21 protein-coding genes and 1 tRNA gene are annotated in these 24,870 nt (G+C 66.5%); 14 read left to right on the top strand and 8 right to left on the bottom strand.

What is annotated here, in order from left to right; all coding sequences use genetic code 11:
- Positions 1–43: 43 nt before the first annotated feature.
- The gene (locus VBO01S_RS23215) at positions 44–787 is read left to right on the top strand and encodes a GntR family transcriptional regulator (protein WP_062479838.1); all 744 of its coding nucleotides are present in this window, start codon (positions 44–46) and stop codon (positions 785–787) included.
- Between the two features lie 115 nt (positions 788–902).
- Here VBO01S_RS23215 and VBO01S_RS23210 read toward each other — a convergent pair.
- The 3 genes from VBO01S_RS23210 to VBO01S_RS23200 form a co-directional block, all read right to left on the bottom strand.
- Positions 903–993: transfer RNA gene (locus VBO01S_RS23210), tRNA-Ser, on the bottom strand.
- Between the two features lie 35 nt (positions 994–1,028).
- Complete coding sequence (locus VBO01S_RS23205; protein ID WP_056580537.1) at positions 1,029–1,958, bottom strand: SPFH domain-containing protein; 930 nt, start codon at positions 1,956–1,958, stop codon at positions 1,029–1,031.
- A gap of 57 nt (positions 1,959–2,015) precedes the next feature.
- Positions 2,016–2,441 carry an NfeD family protein gene (locus tag VBO01S_RS23200; RefSeq protein ID WP_062479836.1) on the bottom strand — a complete coding sequence of 142 codons (426 nt, stop codon included), beginning with the start codon at positions 2,439–2,441 and terminating at the stop codon, positions 2,016–2,018.
- A 216-nt stretch (positions 2,442–2,657) separates the two neighbouring features.
- On the opposite strand from VBO01S_RS23200, the gene VBO01S_RS23195 reads away from it, so the two are divergent.
- The gene (locus VBO01S_RS23195; protein ID WP_062479834.1) at positions 2,658–4,955 is read left to right on the top strand and encodes an arginine/lysine/ornithine decarboxylase; all 2,298 of its coding nucleotides are present in this window, start codon (positions 2,658–2,660) and stop codon (positions 4,953–4,955) included.
- Positions 4,956–5,000: 45 nt separating this feature from the next.
- Here the strand turns inward: VBO01S_RS23195 and VBO01S_RS23190 are convergent, their stop codons facing one another.
- Together VBO01S_RS23190 and fabI are read right to left on the bottom strand one after the other, a co-directional pair.
- A complete protein-coding gene (locus VBO01S_RS23190) occupies positions 5,001–5,849 on the bottom strand; it encodes a DNA ligase (RefSeq protein WP_062479832.1) in 849 nt (282 codons plus the stop codon).
- A 31-nt stretch (positions 5,850–5,880) separates the two neighbouring features.
- Positions 5,881–6,663 carry an enoyl-ACP reductase FabI gene (gene fabI / locus VBO01S_RS23185; protein WP_062479830.1) on the bottom strand — a complete coding sequence of 261 codons (783 nt, stop codon included), beginning with the start codon at positions 6,661–6,663 and terminating at the stop codon, positions 5,881–5,883.
- A 37-nt stretch (positions 6,664–6,700) separates the two neighbouring features.
- Here fabI and VBO01S_RS23180 point away from each other — a divergent pair, with 37 nt between their 5' ends.
- The 12 genes from VBO01S_RS23180 (at position 6,701) to VBO01S_RS23125 (ending at position 22,918) form a co-directional block, all read left to right on the top strand.
- On the top strand, positions 6,701–8,533 hold the full coding sequence (locus VBO01S_RS23180) for an extracellular solute-binding protein (protein WP_062479829.1): 1,833 nt from the start codon (positions 6,701–6,703) through the stop codon (positions 8,531–8,533).
- Between the two features lie 16 nt (positions 8,534–8,549).
- Positions 8,550–9,563, top strand: coding sequence for a microcin C ABC transporter permease YejB (locus tag VBO01S_RS23175; protein ID WP_062479827.1), 1,014 nt, complete (start codon positions 8,550–8,552; stop codon positions 9,561–9,563).
- A complete protein-coding gene (locus VBO01S_RS23170) occupies positions 9,556–10,599 on the top strand; it encodes an ABC transporter permease (RefSeq protein ID WP_062479825.1) in 1,044 nt (347 codons plus the stop codon). Before VBO01S_RS23175 ends, VBO01S_RS23170 begins: the two co-directional genes overlap by 8 nt.
- The gene (locus VBO01S_RS23165) at positions 10,596–12,239 is read left to right on the top strand and encodes an ABC transporter ATP-binding protein (protein ID WP_062479824.1); all 1,644 of its coding nucleotides are present in this window, start codon (positions 10,596–10,598) and stop codon (positions 12,237–12,239) included. The genes VBO01S_RS23170 and VBO01S_RS23165 overlap by 4 nt, the downstream gene beginning before the upstream one ends.
- Positions 12,240–12,258: 19 nt before the next feature.
- Positions 12,259–13,467 (top strand): YbfB/YjiJ family MFS transporter, encoded by a 1,209-nt coding sequence (locus VBO01S_RS23160; protein ID WP_062479823.1) that lies wholly within the window; start codon positions 12,259–12,261, stop codon positions 13,465–13,467.
- Positions 13,468–13,654: 187 nt separating this feature from the next.
- Positions 13,655–14,284 carry a ribosome maturation factor RimP gene (gene rimP / locus VBO01S_RS23155; RefSeq protein ID WP_062479822.1) on the top strand — a complete coding sequence of 210 codons (630 nt, stop codon included), beginning with the start codon at positions 13,655–13,657 and terminating at the stop codon, positions 14,282–14,284.
- Positions 14,285–14,301: 17 nt separating this feature from the next.
- On the top strand, positions 14,302–15,786 hold the full coding sequence (gene nusA, locus VBO01S_RS23150; protein WP_062479821.1) for a transcription termination factor NusA: 1,485 nt from the start codon (positions 14,302–14,304) through the stop codon (positions 15,784–15,786).
- A gap of 23 nt (positions 15,787–15,809) precedes the next feature.
- Positions 15,810–18,797 (top strand): translation initiation factor IF-2, encoded by a 2,988-nt coding sequence (gene infB, locus VBO01S_RS23145; RefSeq protein ID WP_062479820.1) that lies wholly within the window; start codon positions 15,810–15,812, stop codon positions 18,795–18,797.
- Positions 18,798–18,818: 21 nt separating this feature from the next.
- Positions 18,819–19,190 (top strand): 30S ribosome-binding factor RbfA, encoded by a 372-nt coding sequence (gene rbfA / locus VBO01S_RS23140; RefSeq protein ID WP_062479819.1) that lies wholly within the window; start codon positions 18,819–18,821, stop codon positions 19,188–19,190.
- Between the two features lie 2 nt (positions 19,191–19,192).
- Positions 19,193–20,149 (top strand): tRNA pseudouridine(55) synthase TruB, encoded by a 957-nt coding sequence (gene truB, locus VBO01S_RS23135; RefSeq protein ID WP_062479818.1) that lies wholly within the window; start codon positions 19,193–19,195, stop codon positions 20,147–20,149.
- A complete protein-coding gene (gene typA / locus VBO01S_RS23130; protein ID WP_062479817.1) occupies positions 20,146–21,981 on the top strand; it encodes a translational GTPase TypA in 1,836 nt (611 codons plus the stop codon). The genes truB and typA overlap by 4 nt, the downstream gene beginning before the upstream one ends.
- Before the next feature lie 19 nt (positions 21,982–22,000).
- Positions 22,001–22,918, top strand: coding sequence for a DMT family transporter (locus tag VBO01S_RS23125; RefSeq protein ID WP_062479815.1), 918 nt, complete (start codon positions 22,001–22,003; stop codon positions 22,916–22,918).
- Between the two features lie 13 nt (positions 22,919–22,931).
- Here the strand turns inward: VBO01S_RS23125 and VBO01S_RS23120 are convergent, their stop codons facing one another.
- The 3 genes from VBO01S_RS23120 to VBO01S_RS23110 form a co-directional block, all read right to left on the bottom strand.
- Positions 22,932–23,609, bottom strand: coding sequence for a hypothetical protein (locus tag VBO01S_RS23120; RefSeq protein WP_062479814.1), 678 nt, complete (start codon positions 23,607–23,609; stop codon positions 22,932–22,934).
- A 100-nt stretch (positions 23,610–23,709) separates the two neighbouring features.
- Positions 23,710–24,105 (bottom strand): COG4315 family predicted lipoprotein, encoded by a 396-nt coding sequence (locus VBO01S_RS23115; protein WP_062479812.1) that lies wholly within the window; start codon positions 24,103–24,105, stop codon positions 23,710–23,712.
- A gap of 77 nt (positions 24,106–24,182) precedes the next feature.
- On the bottom strand, positions 24,183–24,870 hold a 688-nt coding region (locus VBO01S_RS23110; protein ID WP_062479810.1), incomplete at its 5' end, for an anti-sigma factor family protein.

Here is a 24,870-nt window from a genome sequence, read left to right as displayed (position 1 = left end):
GACGCTCTGCAGCCTCGAGGGGGCGTCGATAGAATCGGCGCCGATGCCCACCAAAGCCCCAGCCCGCAAGACCAGCGCGAACGGCGCGACTGGCGCCACCGGCACGACCGGTGCCACCAACGCCCGCGAACACAGCGTCGACGAGATCGCCGAGAAGATCTCGGCCGCCATCCTGGAACACCGTCTCGCGCCGGGCACGAAGCTGGGCGAAGACCGGCTGGCCACGATCTTCGCGACCAGCCGCGCCAAGGTGCGCGAGGTGCTGGCCCGGCTGGCGCACGAGCAGATCGTCGAGCTGGTGCCGCAGCGCGGCGCCTTCGTCGCCAAGCCCACCATCGAGCAGGCCCAGGACGTGTTCGAGGCGCGCCGCCTCATCGAGCCCGGCGTGCTGCGCCGCCTCATCCGCACGCTCGACGACGCCAAGCGGGAGCGCCTGCAACGCCACATCGAGCTCGAGGCCGACGCACGGCGCCGCGACGACAAGCGCGCGATCGTGCGGCTGTCGGGCGAGTTCCATGTGCTGCTGGCCGAGCTGGCCGGCAATTCGGCGCTGGCGCGTTCGATGCGCGAGCTGTCGGTGCTGACCTGCCTGATCATCTCGCTGTACGACGCGCCGACGGCCACCAGCTGCCGCGCAGACGAGCACGAGGAAATCGTCGCCGCCGTGAACCGCGGCGACGCTGCACGGGCCGAGAAGCTGATGCTGCATCACCTCGACCACATCGAGCAGAGCCTGAAGCTGGACGACAGCGCGGAAGAGGTCGATCTCGAAAGCGTGTTCAGCTGAACCGGAGGAGGTCGGGCAACGGCATGCCCGATGTCCGCAAGGCACAGGCAAACCCATTGCGGGTGCCCAACAAACAAAAAGCCCCAGCAGCTTGGCAGCTACTGGGGCATCGTTTTGGCGGAGCAGGCGGGATTCGAACCCGCGGAGGGCTATTAACCCTCACACGCTTTCCAGGCGTGCGACTTAAACCGCTCATCCACCGCTCCTGAGCCCACGATTGTAGCGCGGGTTTTCAGCCGTTTCAGTTCGGGCCGGCGCTTTTCCCGGTTTGGATCATGCGCATGGCCGACGAGATCAGCGCCGCCGTCTCGGTCATGTTGCTCGGCACGATGAGCGTGGTCTTCGAGTCGGCGGCCACCTTGCCGTAGGCATCGACGGCGCGCTCGGCCACCTTCAGCTGCACGGCCTGCTCGCCGCCCGGCTGGCGGATGGCGGCGGCCACGCGCTCGATGGCGTCTGCGGTGGCGGTGGCCACGGCCGTGATGGCAGCGGCTTCACCTTGCGCGTTGTTGATCTGCGCCTGCTTCTCGCCTTCCGAGCGGGCAATGAAGGCTTCGCGTTCGCCGGTGGCGATGTTGATCTGTTCCTGGCGACGGCCTTCCGAGGCGGCGATGAGCGCGCGCTTGCCGCGTTCGGCGGTGATCTGCGCCTGCATGGCCAAGAGAATTTCCTTGGGCGGCGTCAGGTCCTTGATTTCGTAGCGCAGCACCTTCACGCCCCAGTTGAGCGCGGCCTCGTCGATCGCGGCCACCACCTGGGCGTTGATGACGTCGCGCTCTTCGAAGGTCTTGTCGAGCTCGAGCTTGCCGATCACGCTGCGCAGCGAGGTCTGTGCGAGCTGGGTCACGGCCACGATGTAGTTCGACGAGCCGTAGCTGGCGCGCATCGGGTCGGTCACCTGGAAGTACAGGATGCCGTCGACCTGCAGCTGCGTGTTGTCGCGCGTGATGCAGATCTGGCTGGGCACGTCGAGCGGGATTTCCTTCAGGCTGTGCTTGTAGGCCACGCGGTCGATGAACGGGATCAGGAAGTTCGGGCCGGGCGTCATGGTGCCGTGGTACTTGCCCAGGCGCTCGCGCACCCATGCGTTCTGCTGCGGCACGAACTTGACCGACTGGCTGATGAAGATGATCGCGATGACCAGGATGATGAGAGGAACTGAAAATTCCATGGTGTGCTTCCTTTTCGAATGCGTTTTTCTGACTGACCGATTGAACTTTGAGATCTGCTAGATCTTGTCGACCACGAGGCGGCTGCCGACCACCTCGACCACGCGATGCTCGCCGGTGGAGGGCGCATGGCCCGCGCGTAGCACGACGGTCCATTGCGAGCCGCGGTAGCGCACGGTGGCGGTGCCGTCGAGGTTCCAGGCATCGACGTACACGCTCTCGCCGATGTCCAGGTTGAGGTCGCGGTTGGCCTCGCTGGAGGGTTCGGCAGGGCGGTTGCGGCGGATCAGGTACCAGGTCACGACCGCGCCCACGCCGACCACGGCGGCCACCAGCAGCTGCGTGACGAGTCCGAAGCCCAGGTGCGCGGCGATGGCTGCGGCGGCGAAGCCGGCGGCCAGCAGCAGCAGGTACACCGTGCCGGACAACAGCTCGGCCACGATGGCCGCGCCTGCGATCAACCACCAGAAGGTGGGATTTCCCATGGCAACTCCTCTCTTCTTTTGTTACTTGGACCTTCGCCATTCTGCGGCATGGCGCGCCATGCGCCTGTGTCGCGTAGGGATATGGCGCCCGCCGGGGCCGTCCCGGCCGGCGCACCCCGCGGGGCTTGCAGGCGCCCGACGCAATCCGTCATCCGAATTCCGTACACTTCGCGCCTCGCTCATTGCCTGTCTGACTGCCTGTCCGGAGCCCCGCTCATGAAATTTCGCTTTCCCATCGTCATCATCGACGAGGACTTCCGCTCCGAAAACACTTCGGGCCTCGGCATCCGCGCGCTCGCGCAGGCCTTCGAAAGCGAGGGCTTCGAGGTGCTGGGCGTCACGAGCTACGGCGACCTGAGCCAGTTCGCGCAGCAGCAAAGCCGCGCCAGCGCCTTCATCCTGTCGATCGACGACGAAGAGTTCTCGGTCGGCCCCGACCTCGACCCGGCCGTGCTGAGCCTGCGCAGCTTCATCGGCGAGGTGCGTCGCAAGAACGCCGACGTGCCGATCTACATCTACGGCGAGACCAAGACCTCGCGCCACATCCCGAACGACATCCTGCGCGAGCTGCACGGCTTCATCCACATGTTCGAGGACACCCCCGAATTCGTGGCGCGCCACATCATCCGCGAGGCCAAGAGCTACCTGGAAGGCGTGCAGCCGCCGTTCTTCAAGGCGCTGATCGACTACGCCGAAGATGGCTCGTACTCGTGGCACTGCCCGGGCCACTCGGGTGGCGTGGCGTTCCTGAAGAGCCCGGTGGGCCAGATGTTCCACCAGTTCTTCGGCGAGAACATGCTGCGCGCCGACGTCTGCAACGCGGTGGAAGAACTGGGCCAGCTGCTCGACCACACCGGCCCGGTGGCGGCCAGCGAGCGCAATGCGGCGCGCATCTTCAATGCCGACCACTGCTTCTTCGTGACCAACGGCACCAGCACCAGCAACAAGATGGTGTGGCACCACACGGTGGCGCCCGACGACGTGGTGGTGGTGGACCGCAACTGCCACAAGTCGATCCTGCACGCGATCATCATGACCGGCGCGATTCCCGTGTTCATGAAGCCCACGCGCAACCACTTCGGCATCATCGGCCCCATTCCGAAGAGCGAGTTCGAGCAGAGCGCCATCAAGGCCAAGATCAAGGCCAACCCGCTGCTGGCCGACGTCGATCCGAACAAGGTCAAGCCGCGCGTGATGACACTCACGCAGTCGACCTACGATGGCGTGATCTACAACACCGAGACGATCAAGAACATGCTCGACGGCTACGTCGACACGCTGCACTTCGACGAAGCCTGGCTGCCGCACGCCGCCTTCCACCCGTTCTACGGCGCCTACCACGCGATGGGCAAGCGCCGCGTGCGTCCGAAGGAGTCCCTGGTGTTCGCCACGCAGTCGACGCACAAGCTGCTGGCCGGCATCAGCCAGGCCAGCCACGTGCTGGTGCAGGACTCGCAGAACCGTGCGCTGGACCGCGACCTCTTCAACGAGGCCTACCTGATGCACTCGTCGACCAGCCCGCAGTACGCGATCATCGCGAGCTGCGACGTGGCCGCCGCCATGATGGAGCCGCCCGGCGGCACCGCGCTGGTGGAAGAGAGCATCCTGGAAGCGCTCGATTTCCGTCGCGCCATGCGCAAGGTCGAGGAAGAGTTCGGCAAGGACGAGTGGTGGTTCAAGGTCTGGGGCCCCGAGAAGCTCGTCGACGAAGGCATCGGCCGCGCCGAAGACTGGATCATGCACGGCGAGAAGAACGGCAAGCCCAAGAGCAAGAAGTCGCCGCGCAACTGGCACGGCTTCGGCGAACTGGCCGACGGCTTCAACATGCTCGACCCGATCAAGTCGACCATCGTCACGCCGGGCCTGGACCTGGAAGGCAACTTTGCCGAGACCGGCATTCCCGCCAGCGTGGTGACCAAGTTCCTGGCCGAGCACGGCGTGATCGTGGAGAAGACGGGTCTCTATAGCTTCTTCATCATGTTCACCATCGGCATCACCAAGGGCCGCTGGAACACGCTGCTCACGGCGCTGCAGCAGTTCAAGGACGACTACGCGCGCAACCAGCCGATGTGGCGCATCCTGCCCGAGTTCTGCCAGCAGCACCCGGGCTACGAGCGCCTGGGCCTGCGCGACCTGTGCCAGCACATCCACCAGCTGTACGCGCGCTACGACGTGGCTCGCCTCACGACCGAGATGTACCTGAGCGACCTGACGCCGGCCATGAAGCCCAGCGACGCCTTCGCCCACATCGCGCACCGCAAGACCGAGCGCGTGGAGATCGACGAGCTCGAAGGCCGCATCACCACCAGCCTGATCACGCCGTACCCGCCGGGCATTCCGCTCCTGATTCCGGGCGAAGTGTTCAACAAGAAGATCGTCGACTACCTGAAGTTTTCGCGCGAGTTCAACCTGCAGTGCCCGGGTTTCGAGACCGACATCCACGGCCTCGTGGCGCGTATCGACGAGACGGGCAAGAAGCGGTACTACGCGGACTGCGTGCGTCAGGCAAGTTGAGAAAGGGACGTGCCCCGGTGAGGGGCACGGTCTGCGAAGGCGGGGCTAGCCTTCGCGCACGCGCATGAAGCGGGCAAATTTGGGCAACCCGCTCGGGTGCGTGCCGTTGTAGCGGTAGGTGACCAGGCTGCCGATCGGCGGCGGCTGGTCGCGCTCGGCGTCGGTCAGGCCGGTGCCGAGCCGGAAGCGCTGGCCGTCGGGCATCTCGACCATCAGCGCGCCGAGCCGGCCGTGGTGCTTGCCCTTGCCGGGCAGGTGCGCGACCACGCGGGCCTCGGCGTCTTCGAAGGGCTTGACCTTGAGCAGGTCGTTGTTGCGCTCGCCGCGGTACATCGATGCGCCCCGGTGCAGCATCAGGCCTTCGCCGCCCATCTTCACGGTCTTGTCGAGCAGCGCCTGCAGGTCCTCGTGCGTGGTGGCGGGCTGCTGCGGCACGGCTACCACCCAGGGCGCGTCGGTGATCGGCAGCAGCTTGCGCAGCGCCGCGAGGCGGGTGTTGAAGTCGCCGCCCTGGGCGGGCAGGTCGAACACCATGAAACGGATCTCGTGCCAGGCGGTGTCGCTGGGCGTCTGGCTGCGCACGGTGGACATCGTGTGGTTGAAGCGGCCACGTCCCGCCCACAGTTCACCGTCCAGCGGCTGCTTGGGCAGCGAGGCCGTGAACCAGGCCGGCGCCATGACGGGCTCGCCGCCGCGGGTCCAGAGCTTCTGGCCGTCCCAGTAACCGCGCACGCCGTCGAACTTCTCGCTGACCCAGTAGCCCGCGAGCGACATGCCGGGGCGGTACACCTCGGCCAGCATCAGGGCGGGGGCGGCCGCGCGCGCGAACGCGGCGCGACCCGAGAGGGCTGCGCCCAGTCCCGCAAGCAGGAGGAGGGAGCGTCGGTTCAACACGATGGCAGGCGCTGGGAGCCGAGAGGGGTAATTACTCCGCCATGCCTCCGACCACGTTGCTGAAGCCGCCGTCCACGTAGGTGATCTCGGCGGTCACGCCGCTGGCCAGGTCGCTCAGCAGGAAGGCGGCCACGTTGCCGACTTCCTCGATGGTCACGTTGCGGCGGATCGGCGAGGCGTCGGCCACGGCCGTGAGGATCTTGCTGAAGCTCTTGATGCCGCTGGCGGCGAGCGTCTTGATGGGGCCGGCGCTGATGCCGTTCACGCGCATGCCCTTCGGGCCGAGCGAGGCGGCGGTGTAGCGCACCGACGCCTCGAGCGAGGCCTTGGCCAGGCCCATGGTGTTGTAGTTGGGCAGCGCGCGCTCGGCGCCCAGGTAGGTCAGCGTGAGCAGGGCCGACTTGTCGTTGAGGTAGGGCAGGGCCGCCTTGGCCATGGCCGGGAAGCTGTACGCACTGATGTCGTGCGCGATCTTGAAGCCTTCGCGCGAGAGGCCTTCCAGGAAGTCGCCGGCGATCGACTCGCGCGTGGCGAAGCCGATGCTGTGCACGAAGCCGTCGAAGGTGGGCCAGGTCTGGGCGAGGTCGGCAAAGAGCTTGTCGATCTGCGCGTCGTCGCCCACGTCGCAGTCGAAAATCAGTTTCGAGCCGAAGTCTGCGGCATATTCGGTGATACGGTCCTTGAATCGCTCGCCGACATAACTGAAGGCGAGTTCCGCGCCCTGGTCGTGACAGGCCTTGGCAATGCCATATGCAATGGAGCGATTGCTCAACACACCGGTGATCAACAGTTTCTTGCCGGAAAGAAAGCCCATGAAGTTGCCTCGTGAAAATCTTGGGCAGAATTCTCGCATGCGAGGTTGGCTGCTCTGGATGTTGGCGCTCCTGGCGCTGCCCTCGTGGGCGGCGCACGGGCTGGGCATGGGTTACGAGCCCAAGTACCCGGCGTCGTTCACGCATTTCGACTACGTGAACCCCAACGCGCCCAAGGGCGGCGACCTGACCCTGTCGGCCGCCGGCAGCTTCGACAAGCTCAACCCCTTCACCTTGCGCGGCGTGCCCCCGGTGGGCATGGGCTACAGCGCCAACGGCTTCGTGTTCTCCGAGTACGGCCTGCTCTTCGATTCGCTGACCACGCCGAGCGAGGACGAGCCCTTCTCGCAGTACGGCCTGCTGGCCGAAGACATCCAGCTGGCGCCCGACCGCTTGAGCGTCACCTTCCGGCTGAACCCCAAGGCGCGCTTTTCCGATGGCTCGCCGGTGCTGGCGAAGGACGTGAAGTACTCCTTCGACACCCTGCGCAGCAAGCTGGCCGGGCCGACCTTCCGCTCGTACTGGGCCGACATCAAGGAGGCCGTGGTGACGGGCGAGCGCACCATCCGCTTCGACTTCGTGCGCCAGAACGCCGAGCTGCACATGATCATCGGCGGGCTGCCGGTGTTCTCCAGCGCCTGGGGCAAGGGCAAGCCCTTCGACCAGATCGTGACCGAGGCGCCGATCGCGAGCGGGCCGTACGTGGTGGACAGGGTCGATTTCGGCAAGTTCATCTCCTATCGCCGGCGCCCGGACTACTGGGCCGCCAACCTGCCGGTGCGCAAGGGGATGTTCAACTACGACACGGTGTCGTACCAGTACTTCAAGGACTCGCTCGGCGAGGAAGAGTCGCTCAAGGCCGGCGCGCTCGACGCGATGGAAGAGCGCTCGATCATCGCGTGGGTGCGCCGCTACAAGGGCCGCCGCTTCGACTCCGGCGAGCTGGTCAAGGAAGAGATCGCGCACCGCCGCTTCACCGGCATGCAGGGCCTGGCGCCCAACCTGCGGCAGCCGCGCTTCGCCGACATGCGCGTGCGCAGGGCGCTGGCGCTGGCCTTCGACTTCGACTGGCTCAACGCCCACCTGTTCTACGGCCGCCGCGGGCGCACCCAGAGCTATTTCCAGAATAGCGACGACCTCATGGCCCAGCCCGAGGTCAGCCCCGAGGAGCAGGCGCTGATCGACAAGCTCAAGACCCGGCAACGCTACCTAGACAACACCAAGGGCGAGCTGCCGCGCCCCGACAGCAGCGGCGACACCGCCGAAGGCCTGCGGCGCAACCTCGTGAAGGCGCAGGAGCTGCTCAAGGAGGCCGGCTGGAGCTACCGCGACGGCGCGCTGCGCGACAAGGCCGGCACGCCGTTCGTGATCACCATCGACATCGCCGACCGCAGCTCGGGCGTGGTGCTCGCGCCGTATGCGCGCAACCTCGGCAAGCTGGGCATCCGGCTGGACTACCGCCTGCGCGACCCGAGCCTGCTGAAGAAGAAGCTGGACGACTTCGATTTCGACATGGCCATCAGCCTCGTCGGTGGCTCGTCGAGTCCGGGCAATGAGCTGTACGACGACTTCGGCTCGAAATCGGCGAGCGAGAAGGGCAGCCAGAACCTGAGCGGCATCAGCGACCCGGTGGTCGACGAGATCGTCGAGGTGATCGTCAACAGCCACGACCGCGCCTCGCTTGCCGCAGCTGCCCGGTTGCTGGACCGCTACTTGCTCCACCAGCACTACATGACCCCGATGTACTACGGCAAGCAGTATTTCATTGCCCACAAGCGAAAGCTGCGTCGCCCGGACGCGCCCTTGCCGCAGCGCCTGCTGGCGGGGTCGGCGATGCTGACGATGTGGTGGATCGAGCCGAGCGCCAAGTAAGAGAACAAGAACACGCATGGCCGCCTACCTGATCCGACGCCTCCTGCTGATCGTTCCCACGCTGTTCGGCGTGCTGCTGCTCAACTTCGCCATCGTGCAGTTCGTGCCCGGCGGTCCGGCCGAGCAGCTGCTCTCGCAACTCACCAACAAGGAGAACCGCATCTCGGGCGGTCCCACCGGCCGCACGCTCGACGCCAAGCAGGTGGCCGAGATCAAGGCGCTCTACGGTTTCGACAAGCCGGCCCCCGAGCGCTTCTGGCAGATGCTCAAGCAGTTCGCCCGCTTCGACCTGGGCAAGAGCTTCTTCCAGAGCAAGGACGTGTGGCAGCTCATCAAGGAGAAGCTGCCGGTGTCGATCAGCCTGGGGCTGTGGACCTTCTTCATCAGCTACCTCATCGCGGTGCCGCTGGGGGTGGCCAAGGCGGTGCGCGCAGGCTCGCGCTTCGACTTCTTCACGACGCTGCTGGTGCTCGTCGGCTACGCCATCCCGGGCTTCGTGCTGGGCGTGGCGCTGCTGGTGATCTTCGGCGGCCAGCTGCAGTGGTTTCCGCTGCGCGGGCTGACCTCGCCGAACTGGGAGTCGCTGAGCTGGGGCGCCCGCATCGTCGACTACCTGTGGCACATCACCTTGCCGGTGACGGCCATGGTGCTGGGCAGCTTCGCGATCACCGCGATGCTCACCAAGAACTCCTTCCTCGAGGAAATCCGCAAGCAGTACGTGCTGACAGCGCGCGCCAAGGGGCTGGCCGAGCGGCAGGTTCTGTGGAAGCACGTGTTCCGCAATGCGCTGATCCCGATCATCACGGGCTTTCCGACCGCCTTCATCGGCGCCTTCTTCTCGGGTGCGCTGCTGATCGAGACGCTGTTCTCGCTCGACGGCATGGGCCTGCTGAGCTACGAGAGCGTGCTGCGGCGCGACTACCCGGTGTTCCTGGGCACGCTCTATCTGTTCACGCTGATCGGGCTGGTGACCAAGCTCATCTCCGATCTTTGCTACGTCTGGGTCGATCCGAGGGTGAAGTTTGACTGAAGCCGCCGCCGTGTCCGTGAGCCCCGGGCGCCGTGCCTGGCGCCGTTTCCGCCGCAACCCGCTGGGGTTCTGGAGCTTGGTCGTCTTCTCGGCGCTGGTGGTGCTGAGCCTGTTCGCCGACGTGCTCTCCACCGACAAGCCGCTGGTGGTGCGCTACGAAGGCCAGACCTACTTCCCCGTGCTGCGCGACTATTCCGAGAAGACCTTCGGCGGCGACTTCGAAACGCCGGCCGACTACCTCGACCCCTTCATCGAGCAGCGCATCACGCAGGGCGACAACTGGGCGCTGTATGCGCCCAACCGCTACGGCCCGGCCACGCTCAACTATTTCTCGAAGCCGCCGAACCCCGCCGCGCCCTCGCACGCGAACCTGCTGGGCACCGACGAACGCGGGCGCGACCTGCTGGCGCAGCTGATCTACGGCTTTCGCGTGAGCGTGCTGTTCGCGCTGGCGCTCACGGTGGTCGGGGTGGTGCTGGGCATCGCGACCGGCGCCGTGCAGGGCTTCTTCGGCGGCAAGATCGACCTGACCTTCCAGCGCCTGATCGAGATCTGGAGCGCGATGCCCGAGCTGTACCTGCTGATCATCTTCAGCGCGATCTTCACGCCGAGCGTGTCGCTGCTCTTGATCCTGCTGAGCCTGTTCGGCTGGATGGGACTGTCGGACTACGTGCGCGCCGAGTTCCTGCGCAACCGCCAGATGGACTACGTGCGCGCCGCGCGCGCGCTCGGCGTGGGCAACCTGCAGATCATGTGGCGCCACATCCTGCCCAACAGCATGGTGCCGGTCGTCACCTTTTTGCCGTTCCGCATGAGCGCGGCCATCCTGGCGCTGACCTCGCTCGACTTCCTCGGCCTGGGCGTTCCCCCCGGCACGCCCTCGCTCGGCGAACTGCTGAGCCAGGGCAAGGGCAACATCGATGCGTGGTGGATTTCGCTGTCCACCTTCTGCGTGCTGGTCGTCACGCTGATGCTGCTGACCTTCATGGGCGACGCGCTGCGCGATGCGCTCGACCCCCGGAAGGCCGACAAATGACGACGACGTGCGACACGACGAAGAACCAGCCCTTGCTCGACGTGAAGGGGCTGCGCGTCGCCTTCGGCGGCAAGCCGGTGGTGCATGGCATCGACCTGCAGATCGCGGCCGGCGAAAAGCTGGCGCTGGTCGGCGAGTCGGGCTCGGGCAAGACGGTCACGGCGCTGTCGCTGCTGCGGCTGGTGCAGAACGCCGACCTCGCCGGGGTGGCGAATCTGTCGGGGTCGCAGGCGCAGCGCGGTGCGCGCGACCTGCTGTCGATTCCGGAGCGCGAGCTGCGCGGCATCCGCGGCAAGGAGATCGCGATGATCTTCCAGGAGCCGATGACCGCGCTCAATGCGCTGTACACCGTGGGCGACCAGATCTCCGAGGTGCTCGAGCTGCACGAAGGGCTGTCGGCCCGTGCCGCGCAAGAGGCTTCCGTCCAGCTGCTGGCCGACACCGGAATTCCCGAGCCGGCGCGGCGGGCGAGGTCGTATCCGCATCAGCTGTCGGGCGGGCAGCGCCAGCGCGCCATGATCGCGATGGCCCTGGCCTGCAAGCCGCGCCTGCTGCTGGCCGATGAGCCGACCACGGCGCTCGACGTCACGGTGCGCGCACAGATCCTCGAGCTGCTGGCCGACCTGCAGCGCAAATACGGCATGGCCGTGCTGCTCATCACCCACGACCTGAATCTGGTGCGCCGTTTCGCCGACCGCGTGGCGGTGATGGAGCGCGGCCACATCGTCGAGCACGGTCCGGTGGGCACGGTGTTCGAGGCGCCGCAGCATGCCTACACCCGCAAGCTGATCGACAGCCATCCGGCGCGCGACGTGGCCGAGGCGGCCGCCGATGGCGCGGCGCCGCCGGTGCTCGAGGCCCGGGCGCTGCGCGTGAGCTATCCGGTGTCGCGCCCTGGTTTTGCGGGCTGGTTCCGCAAAGGCGAGTTCGTCGCGGTGCAGGGCGCCGATTTCCGGATTGCGCCGGGCGAAACGCTGGGCGTGGTCGGCGAATCGGGCTCGGGCAAGTCGACGCTGGCGCTGGCCGCGCTCGGCCTGCTCAAGCACCGGGGCGAGCTGCAGGTGACGGGGAAGGGCTGGGCGGTGGACCGCGCCTCCGACCTCGCGCTGCGCCGCACGATGCAGGTGGTGTTCCAGGACCCGTTCTCGTCGCTCTCGCCGCGCATGACGGTCGAGCAGATCGTGGGCGAGGGGCTGCGCGTGCATGCGCCCGAGCTCGACGCCGCGGCCCGCCGGGCGCGCGCGCTCACGGCGCTGGCCGACGTGGGGTTGAGCGAGGCGCAGTTTCCCGCGCTGCTCGACCGCTATCCGCACGAGTTCTCGGGTGGGCAACGCCAGCGGCTGGCGATCGCCCGGGCGCTGATCGTCGATCCGCGGCTGCTGGTGCTCGACGAGCCCACCAGCGCGCTCGACGTGACCATCCAGAAGCAGGTGCTCGGCCTGCTGCAGCGGCTGCAGCGCGAGCGGGGGCTGAGCTACCTCCTGATCACCCACGACGTCGAGGTGATCCGCGCCATGGCGCACCAGGTCATCGTGATGAAGGACGGTGCGATCCTCGAATCCGGGCCGGCCCTGCGCGTCCTCGACGCCCCCGAGCATCCCTACACACAGAAGCTGGTGGCAGCGGCGCTACTGGAATAAAAAACGGAGACGGGTGGAAATGTCGAATATCGGACACGACCGGCGCGGTTCCTGGCGCGCGGCGCTGGCCTGCATGGTCACGCTGGCGGTGGCCATGGGCCTGGGGCGCTTCGCCTTCACGCCCATGCTGCCCATCATGCTGAGCGAGGGAAAGCTCGAGCTGGCCGGCGGCGGTTTGCTGGCGTCTCTTAATTACCTGGGCTATTTCTTCGGCGCGGTCAGCTGCGCGGCCATCGGCATCAAGGCGTCGAGCATGGTGCGCGGCGGGTTGCTGGCCACGGCGGCCTTGCTGGTCGGCATGGGGCTGCTGCACAGCTTCATCGGCTGGGGCGTGCTGCGCGCGGCGGCCGGGGTGATGAGCGCCTGGGTCTTCGTGTTCGCCTCGGGCTGGGGGCTGCGCCGGCTGGCCGAGACGAACGCGCCCACGCTGGCCGGCGTGATCTACACCGGGCCGGGCATCGGGATCGCCATGACCGGGTTGCTGGGCGGTGCGCTCGGCCGCTGGGGTTCGGAAGCGGGCTGGATCGGCCTCGGGTTGCTGGCCGTGGTGCTGATCGCGGTGATCTGGCGGGTGTTCGATGACGGCGAGCGGGTGGGGGCGGTGGCTGGCGGGGCGGCGGCGAGTCCGGCTGTTGCTGCGGGCGGTGCTTCGGGATCGGCGTCAGCGCGCAGCGATGCGATCTGGCTGGTCGTGCTCTATGGGCTGGCAGGCTTTGGTTACATCATTACCGCCACCTTCCTGCCCGTGATCGCCCGGCAGGCGCTGCCGGGATCGCCGTGGCCGGATTTCTTCTGGCCGCTGTTCGGCGCAGCCATCATTCCGGGCGCATTGATCGGCGCCCGCGCCCCGGTGCATTGGGACAATCGGCTGCTGCTGGCCGCCGCTTATGCATTGCAGGCGCTCGGCGTTGTTTTTTCAGTGGCCTGGCCGACCATTGCGGGTTTTGCACTCGGCAGCCTGCTGCTCGGCATGCCTTTCACCGCCATCACGCTTTTCGCCATGCGGGAAGCTCGACGGCTGCGCGGGAATGCCGCGGCCGGGTTGATCGGCTATGCCACGGCGTCCTACGGGGTGGGGCAGATCATCGGGCCGCTGTTTGCGGCGCCATTGGCCCAGCGCACCGGTTCTTTCGAGCTGCCTTTGCTGGTGGCGGCGGCCGCATTGGCCCTGGGCGCGGTGCTGTTTGCCGTGGTCTGGTCGAAATACCGGCGCCCTGTGGCCGCCTGAATATCGATGTCCTTCATTTATGCACGCGAATAGCATATAATTCGAGGCTCACGACCAAACGGGCGGGTACCAACCGCCCGTTTTTTTTGGTCTATGCATTCTCAAGCAGCAATTATTTGGCGTCGTGGCATCCGTGGTGGGCGGGTGCTGCGGCTTGGGCATTGATTCAGAAGGCGCTTTCAAACACGTGGCATTGCAGCAAACAGTAGAACAAACCGTGGCCGGTCTCGGCTACGACCTGGTCGAGGTCGAACGCTCGGCCGGTGGCTTGCTGCGCGTGACGATTGATTTGCCCTGGACGCCCCCCACCTCTGAGGATGTGGCGGCCGGCGTGCCCGAACCCTTCGTGACGGTGGAAGACTGCGAGAAGGTCACGCGCCAGCTGCAATTCGCGCTGGAAGTCGATGCGGTCGATTACAAGCGGCTCGAGGTTTCCTCGCCCGGTATCGATCGCCCCTTGCGCAATGAGCAGGATTTCGAGCGATTCGTGGGCGCGGTGATCGACATCACCCTCAAGGCGCCCATGGGTGCTGCCGCGGCGGGCCAGGTGTCGGCCAATCGCAAGAAGTTTCGCGGCACGCTGGAGCGTGCTGAAGGCGGTTCGGGTTGGCAGATCGTCTGGAGCGATGCGCCCGAGACCAAGCCGGGTCAAAAAGTGAGCAAGAAGCGCGCGCCTGCACCGTTGCATGCGCTGGGCTTCGTATTGGACGAGTTGCGCGATGCGCGGCTCGCGCCGATTGTGGATTTCAAGGGCCGCAAGGCCAAAACCCAACCGGGTTTTTCGGATATTGACGACGGAATGAACGTTCCGGACTGAACAAGAGGAGTGGTGGCATGAATCGCGAAATGTTGATGTTGGTGGATGCGATCTCGCGCGAGAAGAACGTCGAGCGCGACGTGGTCTTCGGCGCGGTCGAATCCGCACTGGCGCAAGCCACCAAGAAGCTCCATCAGGGTGACGTGGATATCCGCGTGGCGGTCGATCGCGACAGCGGCGACTACGAAACTTTCCGCCGCTGGCACGTCGTTCCCGACGAAGCCGGCCTGCAACTGCCCGACCAGGAGATCCTGCTCTTCGAGGCTCGTGAGGAGATGCCCGACATCGAGGTCGACGAATACATCGAGGAATCCGTCGATTCGGTGCCGATCGGGCGCATCGGTGCCATGGCTGCCAAGCAGGTCATCCTGCAGAAGATCCGCGACGCCGAGCGCGAGATGCTGCTCAACGACTTCATGTCGCGCGGCGACAAGATCTTCGTGGGTACCGTCAAGCGTCTGGACAAGGGCGACATCATCGTGGAAGCCGGGCGCGTCGAAGGCCGCCTGCGCCGCAGCGAGATGATCGCCAAGGAAAACCTGCGCAACGGCGACCGCGTGCGGGCCATGATCATGGAGGTCGACCTGACGCTGCGCGGCGCGCCGATCATCCTGTCGCGTTCGGCTCCCGAGTTCATGATCGAGCTGTTCCGCCAGGAAGTGCCCGAGATCGAACAAGGCCTGCTCGAAATCAAGAGCTGCGCCCGCGACCCCGGTTCGCGCGCCAAGATCGCCGTGCTCTCGCATGACAAGCGTGTCGACCCGATCGGCACCTGCGTCGGCGTGCGCGGCACCCGCGTCAACGCCGTCACGAACGAACTCGCCGGCGAACGCGTGGACATCGTGCTGTGGAGCGAAGACCCGGCCCAGTTCGTGATCGGCGCCCTGGCGCCGGCGAATGTCTCGTCGATCGTGGTCGACGAAGAAAAACACGCCATGGACGTGGTGGTGGACGAGGAAAACCTCGCGATCGCCATCGGCCGCGGCGGCCAGAATGTGCGCTTGGCTTCCGACCTCACCGGTTGGAAGATCAACATCATGGACGCGAACGAGTCGGCTCAGAAGCAGGCGACCGAGACCGATGCCAGCCGCAAGCTCTTCATGGAAAAGCTCGATGTCGACGAGGAAATCGCCGACATCCTGATTTCGGAAGGTTTCAACAGCCTCGAAGAGGTGGCCTACGTGCCGATCTCCGAGATGCTTGAGATCGAGGCCTTCGACGAAGACACCATCAATGAGCTGCGTGCCCGTGCAAAGGATGCGCTGCTGACCATGGAAATCGCCAAGGAAGAAGGTGTCGAAACCGTCTCGCAGAACCTGCGCGACCTCGAAGGCCTCAATCCCGACCTGATTCCGCAGCTGGCTGAAGCGGGTGTGAACACCCGTGACGACCTGGCCGACCTCGCGGTCGATGAACTCACCGAAATCACCGGCCTGAGCGCCGATGACGCCAAAGCCCTCATCTTGAAAGCCCGCGAACATTGGTTCGCCGGCCAAGAGTGACGGTATGGAGGCACGAAAGCAATATGTCCAGTACCACTGTCGCCGAGTTCGCGAACGAGCTCAAGAAGACTCCCGAAACCTTGCTTGACCAGCTCAAGAGCGCAGGCGTGCCCAAAGCGGCCGCCACCGATGCACTCACGGAGGCCGACAAGCAGCGCTTGCTCGGCTTCCTGAAGGCCAGCCACGGCACGGCCGAGCCCGAGCGCAAGAAGATCACGCTGACCAAGAAGTCGACCAGCGAGATCAAGCAGGCCGACGCCACCGGTCGCGCCCGCACCATCCAGGTCGAAGTGCGCAAGAAGCGCACCTTCATCCAGCGCGATGAAGGCCACCCGGCCACGGCCGAAGGCGCGCAGCAGCAGGCGGCCGAAACGTCCGCCGCACCGGCCGCGCCCCAGATCGACGAAGCCGAACTGGCTCGTCGCGAGGAAGACGCACGCCGCCAGGCCGAGCTGATCCGCCGCCAGGAAGAAGAGCTGGCCGAGAAGCGTCGCCAGCGCGAAGAGACCGAAGCCCGCGAACGCGAGCAGGCCGAAAAGGCCGAGCGCGCCGAACAGGCCGAGCAGGAAGCTGCGCGCATCGCCGCCGAGAAGAAGGCCGCTGAAGCCGCCGCCGCCTCGGCCAAGGAAGCCGCGAAGCAGCCGGTGGCTGCCCCGGCCGCGCCGGCCGCTGTGGCCGCCGCCGCTGCGGCTGCAGAAACCGCTGCCGTTGCCGAGAAGCAGGCTGCCGACACCAAGCTGGCCGCCCAGAACGCCGCTACGCAGGCCAAGGAAGACGCCAAGGCCAAGGCCGCCGCCGAATCGAAGGCCCGTGCCGACGAAGAAGCAGCCCGCGCCAAGGACCTCGACGAGCGTCGCCGCAAGGCCCTGGCCGAAGCCGAAGCCATCCGCGCCATGATGAACGCACCGGCCCGCGTGCTGGTGCCGCACAAGGCGCCCGAGAAGCCGCAGCCTGAAAAGTCGACGGTCAAGGGCACGCTGCACAAGCCGGCCACGCCGCCGGGCCGCCCGGGCGCCCCTGCGGCCCCTGGCGCCGCAGCGCCGGCCGCTGCCGGTGCCGGCAAGGAAGTCAAGTCCGCCAAGCTCTCGTCGAGCTGGGCTGGCGATCCTGCCAAGAAGAAGGAAATCAAGACCCGCGGCGATGCCAGCGGGGGTGTCAGCCGCGGCAACTGGCGCGGAGGCCCGCGCGGCCGTCGCGGCAACGACCGTGGCGGTCATGACGAGCAGCACGCACCGGCCGCACCGGTCGAGGCGCGCGTGCTCGAAGTGCACGTGCCCGAGACCATCACGGTCGCCGAGCTCGCGCACAAGATGGCCGTGAAGGCGCAGGAAGTCATCAAGCAATTGATGAAGCTGGGCATGATGGCGACCATCAACCAGTCCCTCGACCAGGACACCGCGATGATCATCGTGGAGGAAATGGGCCACAACGCGGTGGTTGCCGCGCTGGACGACCCCGAAGCCTTCACCGACGAGGACGTGTCGGCGCAACAGGCAGAAGCCCTGCCGCGCGCACCGGTCGTGACCGTCATGGGTCACGTCGACCACGGCAAGACCTCGCTGCTGGACTACATCCGCCGCGCCAAGGTCGCCGCGGGCGAAGCCGGCGGCATCACGCAGCACATCGGTGCGTACCACGTCGAAACCGAACGCGGCATGGTGTCGTTCCTCGACACCCCGGGTCACGAGGCGTTCACCGCCATGCGTGCCCGCGGTGCGCAGGCCACCGACATCGTGATCCTGGTGGTGGCGGCCGACGACGGCGTCATGCCCCAGACCAAGGAAGCCATCAAGCACGCGAAGGCGGCGGGTGTGCCGATCGTGGTTGCGATCAACAAGGTGGACAAGCCCGACGCCAACCTGGACCGCGTGAAGCAGGAACTGGTGGCCGAAGAGGTCGTGCCCGAAGAGTACGGCGGCGACGTGCCGTTCGTGCCGGTGTCGGCCAAGACCGGCCAGGGCATCGACGACCTGCTCGAGCAGGTGCTGCTGCAGGCTGAAGTGCTGGAACTCAAGGCGCCGGTGGATGCCGCCGCCAAGGGCCTGGTCATCGAAGCCCAGCTCGACAAGGGCCGCGGCCCGGTCGCCACCGTGCTGGTTCAGTCCGGCACGCTCAAGACCGGCGACGTGGTGCTGGCCGGCTCGACCTATGGCCGCGTGCGCGCCATGCTGGACGAAGACGGCAAGGCCACCAAGTCGGCAGGTCCGTCGATCCCGGTCGAAATCCAGGGTCTGACCGAAGTGCCGCAAGCGGGCGACGAGTTCATGGTGATGGCCGACGAGCGCCGTGCGCGCGAAATCGCCACCTACCGTGCCGGCAAGTTCCGCAACACCAAGCTGGCCAAGGCGCAAGCCGCGAACCTGCAGAACATGTTCACGGACCTGTCGGCGGGCGAAGTGCAGACGCTGCGCATCATCATCAAGGCCGACGTGCAGGGCTCGCAGGAAGCACTGGCCCAGTCGCTGCTCAAGCTGGCGACCGAAGAAGTCAAGGTGCAGATCGTGTACGCCGGCGTTGGCGGCATCAGCGAAAGCGACATCAACCTCGCGATCGCGTCGAAGGCGGTGGTCATCGGCTTCAACGTGCGTGCCGATGCCGGTGCGCGCAAGCTGGCCGAAGGCAATGGCGTTCAGCTGAACTACTACAGCATCATTTACGACGCCGTCGACGAGATCAAGGTCGCGATGTCGGGCATGCTGGCACCGGAGCGCCGCGAAGAGATCATCGGCTCGGCCGAGATCCGCACGGTGTTCGTGGCCTCGAAGATCGGCACCGTGGCCGGCTCGTACGTCACTTCGGGCTCGGTCAACCGCAGCGCGCATTTCCGCCTGCTGCGCGACAACGTGGTGATCTACACCGGCGAAGTCGACTCGATCAAGCGCATGAAGGACGATGTCCGCGAAGTCCGCGAAGGTTTTGAGTGCGGTATCAAGCTCAAGAACTACAACGACATCAAGGAAGGCGATCAACTCGAATTCTTCGAGATCAAGGAAATCGCCCGGACGCTGTAAGCGTTCGACGCGAAAGAGGCCATGCCGAAAAGAAAAGCAGCCGCACCCAACCGCGCGTTCAAGGTCGCCGACCAGATCCAGCGCGATCTGACGGAGCTGATCGCGCGCGAGTTGAAGGACCCGCGCGTGGGCATGGTCACGATCCAGGCGGTCGAGGTCACGCCCGACTATGCGCACGCGAAGATCTTCTTCAGCCTGCTCACAGGCGACGTGGCCGAGACCACCGAAGCGCTGAACCAGGCCGCAGGCTTCCTGCGCAACGGCCTGTTCAAGCGCCTGCACATCCACACCGTGCCGACGCTGCACTTCCTGTTCGACCGCACCACCGAGCGTGCGGCCGACATGAATGCGCTCATCGCACAGGCCGTTGCTTCGCGCTCGAAAGACGACTAGCGATGAACGCGCCACGCACACGGGTGCAGCGGCGCCCTGTGCATGGGGTGTTGCTGCTCGACAAGCCGCTGGGGTTTTCCAGCAACCAGGCCTTGCAAAAGGCCAAGTGGTTGCTGCGCGCCGAAAAAGCGGGCCACACCGGCACGCTCGATCCGCTCGCCACAGGCGTGCTGCCGCTGTGTTTCGGCGCCGCCACCAAATTCAGCCAACTGCACCTGGACGCCGACAAGACCTACGAGGCGGTCGCGCGCCTGGGCGTCAAGACCGCCACGGGTGACGCCGAAGGCGAAGTGATCGCCGAACGCCCGGTGCAGGTGTCGCCAGAAGACCTGGCCCGCGTCCAGGCTCAATTCACCGGCCCGATCCGCCAGGTGCCGCCGATGCACAGCGCGCTCAAGAAAGACGGCAAGGCGCTGTACGAGTACGCCCGCGAAGGCATCGAGATCGAGCGCGCGCCGCGCGACGTCGTCATTCACAAACTCACGCTGACCCGGCTGGACGACACCAGCATTCGCATCGTTGCGAGCGTGAGCAAGGGCACCTACATTCGCACGCTGGGCGAGGACATCGGCGAGGCACTGGGTTGCGGCGCGCACCTGACCTCGCTGCGCCGCACGGCCACGGGCGGCTTCGGGCAGGCGCAGTGCGTCACCATCGAAGCGCTCGAAGCCATGACCGAGGACGAGCGCTTGGCACGTCTGTTGCCTCCCGAAGCGCTGGTCGACGGCCACAGCCGCGTCACGCTCGCGGCCGAAGATGCCGCACGTTTTCTCTCGGGCCTGCGCCGCCGCGGCGGCTGGGCCGATGCCGAGGCGGTGGCCGTGTTCGGCACCGACCCGCAGGCGTTCCTGGGCACCGCCCACGTGAGCGCCGGCGAACTGATCCCGGGGCGCTTGCTGAACCCCATCGAAATTCAGCAAATTCTTTTGAACGCACCACAGACCGAAGCGACACCATGAGTACCAAGCAAATCCGCAATATCGCCATCATTGCCCACGTGGACCATGGCAAGACCACCATGGTCGACCAGCTGCTGCGCCAGTCGGGCACCTTCGCCGAGCACGAGAAGGTCGTCGACACGGTGATGGACAACAACGCGATCGAAAAGGAACGTGGCATCACGATCCTGGCCAAGAACTGCGCCGTGACCTGGGAAGGCACGCACATCAACATCGTCGACACCCCGGGCCACGCGGACTTCGGCGGTGAAGTGGAACGCGCACTGTCGATGGTCGACGGCGTGGTGCTGCTGATCGACGCGCAGGAAGGCCCGATGCCCCAGACGCGCTTCGTGACCAAGAAGGCGCTGGCCCTGGGCCTGAAGCCGATCCTGGTCGTGAACAAGGTCGACAAGCCCGGTGCGAACCCCGACAAGGTGGTCAATGCCGCCTTCGACCTGTTCGACAAGCTCGGCGCGACCGACGAACAGCTCGACTTCCCCGTGGTGTACGCCTCGGGCATCAACGGCTGGTCGTCGCTCGAAGAAGGCGCTCCTGGCGAGCAGTGGGGCCCCGACATGTCGGCCCTGTTCAACACCATCCTGAAGCACGTGCCGTCGCAAAAGGGTGACCCGAACGCGCCGCTGCAGCTGCAGATCTCCGCGCTCGACTTCTCGACCTTCGTCGGCCGCATCGGCGTGGGCCGCATCAGCCAGGGCACGCTCAAGCCCATGTCCGACGTGCTGGTCATGGAAGGCCCGGACGGCAAGAGCATCAAGGGCCGCGTCAACCAGGTGCTGACCTTCCAGGGCCTGGACCGCGTGCAATCGACCGAAGCCGGCCCCGGCGAGATCGTGCTGATCAACGGCATCGCCGACATCGGCATCGGCGTCACCGTGACCGACAAGGACAACCCCGCGCCGCTGCCCATGCTCAAGGTCGACGAACCGACCCTGACCATGAACTTCTGTGTGAACACCAGCCCGCTGGCCGGCCGCGAAGGCAAGTTCGTGACCAGCCGCCAGATCTGGGACCGCCTGCAGAAGGAACTGCAGCACAACGTGGCGCTGCGCGTGAACGAGACCGACGAAGAAGGCATCTTCGAAGTCATGGGCCGCGGCGAACTGCACCTGACCATCCTGTTGGAAAACATGCGCCGCGAAGGCTATGAAATGGCCGTGTCCAAGCCGCGCGTGGTGTTCCGCACCGTGAACGGCGAGAAGCACGAGCCCATCGAAATGGTCACGGCCGACATCGAAGAAGGCCATCAGGGCGGCGTGATGCAGGCACTGGGCGAGCGCAAGGGCGAGCTCGTCAACATGGAACCGGACGGCCGTGGCCGCGTGCGCCTGGAGTACCGCATTCCGGCGCGTGGCCTGATCGGCTTCACGAACGAATTCCTGAACCTGACGCGCGGCTCGGGCCTCATCAGCAACATCTTCGACAGCTATGAGCCGCACAAGGGCGACATCGGCGGCCGCAAGAACGGCGTGCTGATCTCGATGGACGACGGTGAAATCTTCACCTACGCGCTGGGCAAGCTGGACGACCGCGGCCGCATGTTCGTGAAGGCGAACGATCCGGTGTACGAAGGCATGATCGTCGGTATCCACAGCCGCGACAACGACCTCGTCGTGAACGCCACGCGCACCAAGCAGCTGACCAACTTCCGCGTGAGCGGCAAGGAAGACGCGATCAAGATCACGCCCCCGATCGACCTCACGCTGGAATACGGCGTCGAGTTCATCGAGGACGACGAGCTGGTCGAAATCACGCCCAAGAGCGTGCGTCTGCGCAAGCGTTTCCTGAAGGAAAACGAGCGCAAGCGCGCCGGCCGCGAAACGGCCGCCTGATCGCCGGCGCCGTCGTTTCATGCGCCTCACGCATGGCGCAGCCGTCGGGCTGATGGTCGCCGTGACCCTCATGTGGGGCACGGCGGGCGTTGTCACGCGGCACTTGGCGCAGGCGCACAGTTTCGAGATCACCTTCTGGCGCAGCCTCTTCACGATGCTGGCGCTGCTGGTGATCTTGCCGCTTTGGCGGGGGCGGGCGGTGTTCTCGCTGCTGCGCCGCGGCGGGCGTTCGCTGTGGATCTCGGGCGTCTGCTGGGCCGTGATGTTCACGGCCTTCATGGTGGCGCTGACCCTCACCTCCACCGCGAGCGTGCTGGTCACGATGTCGCTCGGGCCGCTGTTCACCGCACTGGCCGCGCGCCTCTTCATCGGGCACAGGCTGCCCGCGCGCACCTGGTCGGCCATCGTGGTCGCCGGGCTGGGCATCGGCTGGATGTATGGCACGCAGCTGCTGGGCGGTGGTGGCGGGTTGCTCGTCGGCACGCTGGTGGCGCTGTGCGTGCCGCTGGCCGGCGCGACGCAATGGACCGTGGTCCAGCATGCGCACGCCAAGGGGCAGGATGTCGATCTGGTGCCCGCGGTGCTGATCGGCGCGACCCTCTCCGCACTCGTCACCTTGCCGCTGGCTTGGCCGTTCCACGCCGGCCCCCATGATCTGGGCCTGCTGGCCTTCCTGGGTGTGTTTCAGCTGGCGATTCCCTGCGTGCTCTCGGTGCTGTGCGCGCAGGTGCTCAAGGCGCCCGAGGTGGCGTTGCTGGCGCTGCTTGAGGTGATCTTCGGCATCGCGCTGGCCTGGCTCGGCGCCGGCGAGACGCCCGCGGCCAGCGTGCTGACGGGCGGCGTGCTCGTGATCGGCGCGCTGGTGTTCAACGAGCTGCTCGCGCTGCGCGGGCGCCGCACCACGCTGGCGGACAGCGCGCTGCCCGGCGCGCACTGACCTTTCGCCGCGCTCAGCGGCCGAAGAGGTACCAGCCGATCACGATCACGACGGCCACCACGATCATTCCGAAGTTGCGCCAGCTGGCTTGCTGGCTGCGCGCGAACTCCTTGAGCATGTCGGCGGTCTCCTGCTCGTCGGCGGCGACGATCGCCTGGGCTTCGTCGAGGATGCGCCGATGGTCGGCTGCCGTCGCAAAGGCCGGCTCGGCGGCAACACGGGCGCGCAGCGCTTTGAACGGCGCCGTGTCGAGCAGGCCGTCGGTCACCAGCCAGCCCAGCGTGGGGCCCAGGGCGGCGGGCGCGCCGGTCAGGGGCGCAGCACGCAGCGCCAGGTCGCGGGTTTCGGTGTCGATCAGTCCTTCGTTGAACAGCGCGATCACGGCCTCGTGCGTGATGCCGGTCGTGCCGAGGTCCAGCAGGTCGTCTGCGTCATAGGCGATGTCTTCCGCTTCGGTGAACGCCGCGACGGCCGGCGAGGCGGCTTCGAGGCGTTCCACAGCCGCATCCAGTTCTTCCTCGGCGATCAGATTCTTGAGACGCATCCAGGCCAGCGCATGCGCGGGGCCGGGAATCGGTGGCAGGGCGGGGGCCTCGGGGTGCGCGAGCGCGGCATCGTGCTGCGCGTCGGTGATGAGGCCGTGGGACACGAGCGCGTGGAAGGCATCCGGGTGGGTGTCGGCAAAAGTCATCGGGCCATTCTGCCGTGCACCATGAAAAAAGCCCCGGCAGATGCCGAGGCTTGGCTCGCTGAAAGCGCCGGTTCAGACCGACGCCATCACATCAGCCGCATCAGGGACGGGCGACCTTCCAGGCACCGTTGGCCACGCCGTCACCGGTCTTGTCGCCGGCCTTGGTGTCCTTGGCCCAGTAGTACAGCGGCCAGCCCTTGTAGGCCCACTGCTTCTTGCCGTCTTCACGCACGATGATGGTATAGCCGCCCATGGGCTTGGCGGCGTCGGCCACCGCGAGCGGCGGCCAGTTGGTGGCGCATTGGCCGTTGCAGGCGGAGGTACCGGCATTGGCGGTGTCGCGAGCGAAGGTGTAGAGCGTCATGCCGTTCGGGCCGACCAGCACGCCGTCGGCGGTGCGGGTGGGCGTGTCGGGCGCTCCAGCGGTCTTGGTGGACATGCCGCCGCAGCCGGCGAGCAGAGCCGCTGCGAGGATCGAGGCGCTGAGCAATTTCATGCAGTTTCTCCTTCAGTTGAAAAATCAATCGCGAAAACAAGCCAGGTGAATGCGCGAACCGGCAGTTTATGCCGTCGCTACGATAACTCGCGGTAGGCCAGGGTCGCGAGTCTCAGTAGCGCATCGCGCGGCAGGCGACCGGCCACGGCATAGCCGAAACCCCGGTCGATCCAGTAGAAGCTCGGCACGGCGCCGTCCGAAGCAAAACGGAAGGCGGTTTCGCGCGCGGCAGCGGCGTCCGCGGCCTGCGCGTCGAGCGTGCCGATGTACAGCGTGATGCGTTCGCCCGCCGCGTCCTCGAACATGAACTGCGCGCGCGCGCCGGTTTCGCCGGGCAGCAGGCGTCCGCCGACCAGCGTGTAGCCGAGCGAGGACAGGTCGGGCACCTTGAGCGGGTGGTCGAGGCGCTTGGACAGCCACTGCACCAGGTGCTGCTCCTCGGCGGCGGCCACTTCGACGGGGTGCCGTTTCTCGGGGGTGTAGACGACGTGGGCCACCGAGGCGTCGCGCACGAACTCGCGCACGGCCGGTGCGCGTGCCAAGGAGGCACCGGCCGCGCGCGGCGCGCCCGACCACTGGGCATTGCCGAGCCAGCCGGCCGCGAAGGCGACCAGCAGGCCCGCGGCCATGCCGCCCCAGCGCAGCCAGGGGGCCGAGCGACCGGCCTCGGCACGGCGTCGCTCGAGCACGCCCATCAGCGGCGCGGGCACGGGTTCGTCGAGCAGGCCACCGTGCAGCCGGCGCAAGGCGTCGCGCTGGGCATGC

The sequence above is a fragment of the Variovorax boronicumulans NBRC 103145 genome (assembly GCF_001591345.1).
Classification (GTDB): Bacteria; Pseudomonadota; Gammaproteobacteria; order Burkholderiales; family Burkholderiaceae_C; genus Variovorax; species Variovorax boronicumulans.
The sequence above is the reverse complement of the archived record's forward strand: the minus strand, read 5'-3'. Positions and strand labels throughout refer to the sequence as shown.

What these genes read in the sequence shown, in the direction of transcription:
- VBO01S_RS23200 (WP_062479836.1), bottom strand. Translation starts at nt 2,441, where the DNA reads ATGGGAAATCCCACCTTCTGGTGGTTGATCGCAGGCGCGGCCATCGTG.
- VBO01S_RS23175 (WP_062479827.1), top strand. Translation starts at nt 8,550, where the DNA reads ATGGCCGCCTACCTGATCCGACGCCTCCTGCTGATCGTTCCCACGCTG.
- VBO01S_RS23180 (WP_062479829.1), top strand. Translation starts at nt 6,701, where the DNA reads ATGCGAGGTTGGCTGCTCTGGATGTTGGCGCTCCTGGCGCTGCCCTCG.
- VBO01S_RS23195 (WP_062479834.1), top strand. Translation starts at nt 2,658, where the DNA reads ATGAAATTTCGCTTTCCCATCGTCATCATCGACGAGGACTTCCGCTCC.
- VBO01S_RS23215 (WP_062479838.1), top strand. Translation starts at nt 44, where the DNA reads ATGCCCACCAAAGCCCCAGCCCGCAAGACCAGCGCGAACGGCGCGACT.
- rbfA (WP_062479819.1), top strand. Translation starts at nt 18,819, where the DNA reads ATGCCGAAAAGAAAAGCAGCCGCACCCAACCGCGCGTTCAAGGTCGCC.
- truB (WP_062479818.1), top strand. Translation starts at nt 19,193, where the DNA reads ATGAACGCGCCACGCACACGGGTGCAGCGGCGCCCTGTGCATGGGGTG.
- infB (WP_062479820.1), top strand. Translation starts at nt 15,810, where the DNA reads ATGTCCAGTACCACTGTCGCCGAGTTCGCGAACGAGCTCAAGAAGACT.
- nusA (WP_062479821.1), top strand. Translation starts at nt 14,302, where the DNA reads ATGAATCGCGAAATGTTGATGTTGGTGGATGCGATCTCGCGCGAGAAG.
- VBO01S_RS23115 (WP_062479812.1), bottom strand. Translation starts at nt 24,105, where the DNA reads ATGAAATTGCTCAGCGCCTCGATCCTCGCAGCGGCTCTGCTCGCCGGC.
- typA (WP_062479817.1), top strand. Translation starts at nt 20,146, where the DNA reads ATGAGTACCAAGCAAATCCGCAATATCGCCATCATTGCCCACGTGGAC.
- VBO01S_RS23205 (WP_056580537.1), bottom strand. Translation starts at nt 1,958, where the DNA reads ATGGAATTTTCAGTTCCTCTCATCATCCTGGTCATCGCGATCATCTTC.
- VBO01S_RS23120 (WP_062479814.1), bottom strand. Translation starts at nt 23,609, where the DNA reads ATGACTTTTGCCGACACCCACCCGGATGCCTTCCACGCGCTCGTGTCC.
- fabI (WP_062479830.1), bottom strand. Translation starts at nt 6,663, where the DNA reads ATGGGCTTTCTTTCCGGCAAGAAACTGTTGATCACCGGTGTGTTGAGC.
- VBO01S_RS23125 (WP_062479815.1), top strand. Translation starts at nt 22,001, where the DNA reads ATGCGCCTCACGCATGGCGCAGCCGTCGGGCTGATGGTCGCCGTGACC.
- VBO01S_RS23165 (WP_062479824.1), top strand. Translation starts at nt 10,596, where the DNA reads ATGACGACGACGTGCGACACGACGAAGAACCAGCCCTTGCTCGACGTG.
- VBO01S_RS23160 (WP_062479823.1), top strand. Translation starts at nt 12,259, where the DNA reads ATGTCGAATATCGGACACGACCGGCGCGGTTCCTGGCGCGCGGCGCTG.